The sequence below is a fragment of the Trinickia sp. genome (assembly GCF_051953405.1).
Classification (GTDB): Bacteria; Pseudomonadota; Gammaproteobacteria; order Burkholderiales; family Burkholderiaceae; genus Trinickia.
On the sequence record NZ_JBQCIV010000093.1, the window covers coordinates 1 to 4,555 of the forward strand.

Sequence of the window (4,555 nt, forward strand, 5' to 3'; positions counted from 1 at the left end):
ATATATCGCGTCCTCGACGGCATGAATGACGGACTGGCGATGCCGCGGTCACAAAGATGCTCCGCGGGCGATCACCGTAATGACGACACGGCGGTTACGTGCTCGGTTTGCGGGCGTATCGTTCGGCGCCACCGGCGCCGATGCGCCTTCTCCCTGCGCGAGAAAGCGATCCTGGGCGCCGGCTTGTTCGCGCAGTAGATCGACCACTTCGCTTGCACGCGCCAGCGACAGTTGCCAGTTCGAGCGCTTACCGGGAGGCGGCGTTTGGTCGTCGGTGTGGCCGACGACGACAACCCGCACATCGAGCCCACGCAGCGCCACGCCCACGCGCCGAAGCAATGCGAGACGGCCGGACGCGACAACCGAGCTGCCCGAGGCGAACAGCGCGTCGCTGCCGAGCGTGAGCACGGTGCGATCCGGCGCGCCGGTCAGCGAGATCCGCCCGGCCGATAGATCGTCGGCCAGCCGTCGACCCAACACATCGGACAACGCGTCCGACGCCGCCGCGGAGCTTGCAGCCTGCGGCTCCGGCTCGACTCGAACTTGCGCCAACGTATCGATCACCGGCTTCGCCTGCGCGTGCAGGTCCGCTTCGAGCGTGACGACGAGCGCCACGAACGCAACCATCGAACCGGCGGCAATCGCGCCGCTCAGCGGCCACCGCGCGCCGCGACACCACCGGTGCTCGTCCCCACCCGCCGCGCCCGGCCACGCGGGAGGCGTTCCACGCTCGGCGAGCACGAGCCGCCGCAATTCGGCGCGGACCGATTCGAGCTGCGTCGCGCCGCCGTTCAACAACCGATAGCGCCCCTCCATCCCTAGCGCCAGCATGACGTAGATCAGTTCGAGCGCTTCGAGATGCGTGGCCGCGTCGCGCGATAGGTCGGTCAAATACGAAAAGAAGCGCTCGCCGCCCGACGTTTCGCCATGAAATTGGATCAAGAGGCTATGGCTCGCCCATGCACCGGCTCCGCCCGCCGGCGTGGCGGCCACGATTTCGTCGATGAAGGTGCAGATGCAATAGCGCGCAGCCGTGCGCACAGTGTCGTCGACCCCCGCGCGGCGCGCCGCCGCATCGAAGGCGTCGATCATGGCGCGCAGCCGGTCGCGCAGCGGCTCCAGCGGCTGCGGCGCCGCTTCGAACCGACGCGCACGCAACTCGCAAGCCAGCTCGAGCAGATCGTGCGCCGCCTCGAGCAACCGGTTGGGCTCGCATGGCCCGCGCCCCGCCTTCATTGCCTGATGGCCCATAGCTGCAGCTCCAAGCCGGTCAAAGTGCCTGCCACGTGCATCGCCAGCGCGCCGGAAGACGCGAGCTGCGACCACAGCGGATCGCTCGCGTCGAGGGCGAAATAGCATTGCTGGGCGTGAAACGGCAACTGCCGCGGCGCCGCCGGCAACAGACGCAGCCCGATGCCCGGCAGTTGTAGATTCACGAGGTCGTCGATCTTTTCGAGCGGCCCGATTTTCAGTTGCTGCGGCAACGCGCTGGCCAGCAGGTCGGCCGGCATATCGGCACGCGCGGTTAGCACGAATCCGGCGCTTGCGAACAGCGAGGGATCGGCGACGCGGGCGACGTGCACCCCGAACGGCCGAGCATCGATACCGATCGCAACGGCCTGCGGGCTCATCGCATAACTGAGCGCGTCGCGCAAATCCGCGATCAACGGCTCGAACGACGCCGCGAGCGCATCGTGCCGGTAGGGGCCCGGCGCCAGTTGCCGAACCGCGCCGCGCGTGAGGCCTGCCAGCTCGCCGGCCAACTGCAGCAACATGCAATAGAGCGTTTCCGGATGCACGCCCTCGCTGCGCGCCCAGTGCGAGAGCAACGGCTCGCAGCGATGGACGAGTTGCAGCAAAAGGAAATCGGCGAGTTCCGCGACGGCGCCGATGCCGGGTTGCGCCAGCCGCGTCGACAGCATGTGCGCACGCTGACGCAGCAAGCCGACCAGTTCGTCGACGAACGCCGAGAGCGCGGGCGCGACCCGATAGTCGAGACACGGCGGCATATACGCCGGGTCGAGCACGAGCCGATGATCCGCGCGGCGCTCGATCACGCGCGCCACCCCGATGCAACTGAATGCGTCGCCCACGTCGTCCGCAAAAGCAAGCCGCGGCCGCAGCCGCGCGACTTGCACCAGTGCGCTGTCTCCCGAGCGCGTATGACAATCGTCGACGACGAATTCGAGACGCCGATACCGCGCGTAAGACTCGGCCGCACGTTCGATGTCGGCATCGATATCGGCATCGGCCCCCTCAAAATGGCCTTCGACTTCCGGCACGCCCGGCCGCGCGAGGGCGAGCGCCAGTACGACGATCGCGTCGCGCCGACTCTCGGGCACGTCGATCGGCAACGGCAAATCGCCATGCTCGGGCAACGAGAAAGGCGTTCCGTCCGGCATGATGCCTTCGCAGGCCCGCAAGGCGAGCTTGCCGAGCGCCAACTGCGCGGCATCGATCGTCAGCGACGCAAACCCCCAACCATGCCGCCCGCACGGCGCAGCACGCGCGCCGATCAACCAATGCAGGTAGCGATCGTGCTGCTGCAAATGCTGTTGCTGCAGCAGCATCCCCTCCGACCAAACGACCCTATCGTTGCCAACCATTTCGTCTCCCGGGGCATCGCCCGAATACATGAACTATTCGCTCGACCGATCGGGGCTGCCGATCGGTTCGGCATGCGGCGGTTTGGCGCCTTGCACGGCATCGTTCCCACCGATCGCGCCGATGGCGCCGATCGATCCCGCGATCTTTTTCCATAGGGGTTTGACGAGTCGCCATAGCTTGCTGGCAACGTGCGCGTCGATGCGCTCGGGCGTCAACGCAAGCGCGACGCCGGATGCGCCGAACGAGGCGGCGAGATCCACGCTGCGCGGCGGCTCGGACGGCGAAATGTCCACGATCGCACGCCAGCGCGCCGCATCGATGCGCTGATAGGCCGCAACCACCGCAAAAGCGCGCGTATTCGCATCGATCGGCCGCACCAAGCGAACGCGCTCGCCCGGCTTGAGCACCAGCACGCGGCGCTCGAGCACGGCTTTGCCGAGGACCGCCCGATCGCGGTCATACAGTTCGAAGAAGGTCGCGCGGTTGAACGCGTCGCACGCGCTCAGCGCATACAGGTGCACCACGAGCGGCGCCGGCCGCCCCAGCGCATCGGTGTTGACCGTCGACGACGCGCTCAACGTCCAGCGCGCTTGCGCGCGATCGGGCGGCACGCTGGCGCACGATGCCAGCGCCAGTGCGCAAGCAACTGCCCCGACGATGCGCGTGCTCATCATTTCGCTCCCGAGCCGTCGTCCGCCTTCTTGGGCGAACTCGGCGCTTGCGGCGATCCGCCCGGCGCCGAACCGGCCGAGCCGCCGCTATTGAGCCCGACGATCGGGCCGCTCGCTTGCACGCCGGCCGGCGAAATCGTGACGAAGCTGCCGCCGCATTTGAGCGTGAGCATCGCCTGCGCCTCGATCACGACGGTCGCGCCGCCCTTGATATGAACGATCTCCCCCTGAATCGAATAGTTCGCGCGCGCCTCGTGCAAGACATCGATCCCTGCCGACAGCGACGCACTCTCGCCCACCTTGACGCGCTGGGCACCATCGATGGTCAAGTCGTGCGCGCCCACCTTCACGAGCTGCTTGCCTTCGACGATCGCGTGCGAATCCTCCCCCACCCAAGCCAACGCGTCGCGTTTGACGTAACTGTCGGCGCGCCCGCCCGTGTAGAGCAGCAGTTGCAGTTTCTTGTCGTCGAAACGCAGCTCGCTGTGCTCGCCGTCACCCGACAGCGATGCCGTCCGAATCGCCGAGATCGCTTGGTGTGCCGGTAGCGCGTACGGCACCGGATTCGCGCTGTTGTACAGCGATCCGACAACGAGCGGACGATCGGGGTCGCCGTCGACAAAAGCGACGATCACCTCCTGCCCCACGCGCGGCATGAATACCATGCCCCAATTGCGGCCGGCCCAGCCTTGCGCGACGCGCACCCAGCAACGGTTCATCGTCTCGCTCGCCGAGGGCGGCTCGAATTGCTCCCAGTGAAACTGCACCTTGACGCACCCGGGCTGCTGCGTCGCCATCTCGTCGCCCGCGGGGGCGACGACGAGCGCCGTCTGCACGCCCGCTTGCGGGCGGCGCGTCACACGTGGCGGCCGGAATCCCCGGCTGCGCGGCACGGCCTCGAACTGGCAGACGAACACGCGCTCGCTGCGCGACGCGGCGCCGGCTTGCGGTGTGTAATCGCCGCCGCTCAGCCGATAACTGGCCTCGGTCACCAGGTAGTCGCCGTTCTGATCGCCACGCGGATGGCCCGTCAACGTGAACAGGATGCCGGGCTGCATGGCGCGAGCCGTCGACGCGCCCGATGCGCGTGCGCCGGCCGCCTGCAGCGCGTCGATGCGCGCCTGCGCCAAACGGCGTCCATCGCTTTGCGTGACGTAGTGCGTGCCGAACTCGGCCGCGCGGTAGCGCCGCTCGCCGGCATCGCCCGACGCCCGCGCGAGCAGCGCCTGCTGCTGCGCGCTCGCCTTGGCGTTCGCGAAGTCGAACGCCGTCAACTC

Annotated in this window: 4 protein-coding genes; all 4 read right to left on the reverse strand. The window is 67.9% G+C overall.

All coding sequences use genetic code 11. The features are described 5' to 3' along the window. Nucleotides 1-48: 48 nt before the first annotated feature. Nucleotides 49-1,251, reverse strand: a complete 1,203-nt coding sequence (gene icmH / locus ACTHN9_RS16600) for a type IVB secretion system protein IcmH/DotU (protein WP_440537868.1) — start codon at nt 1,249-1,251, stop codon at nt 49-51. After that, nucleotides 1,233-2,606 carry a type VI secretion system baseplate subunit TssK gene (gene tssK / locus ACTHN9_RS16605; protein WP_440537869.1) on the reverse strand — a complete coding sequence of 458 codons (1,374 nt, stop codon included), beginning with the start codon at nt 2,604-2,606 and terminating at the stop codon, nt 1,233-1,235. The genes icmH and tssK overlap by 19 nt, the downstream gene beginning before the upstream one ends. A gap of 33 nt (nt 2,607-2,639) precedes the next feature. After that, nucleotides 2,640-3,281: a type VI secretion system lipoprotein TssJ gene (tssJ, locus tag ACTHN9_RS16610; protein WP_440537870.1), complete on the reverse strand. Its 642-nt coding sequence runs from the start codon at nt 3,279-3,281 to the stop codon at nt 2,640-2,642. Next, a partial coding sequence (locus ACTHN9_RS16615; RefSeq protein WP_440537871.1) for a type VI secretion system Vgr family protein occupies nt 3,278-4,555 on the reverse strand: 1,278 nt, incomplete at its 5' end. The genes tssJ and ACTHN9_RS16615, both read right to left, overlap by 4 nt.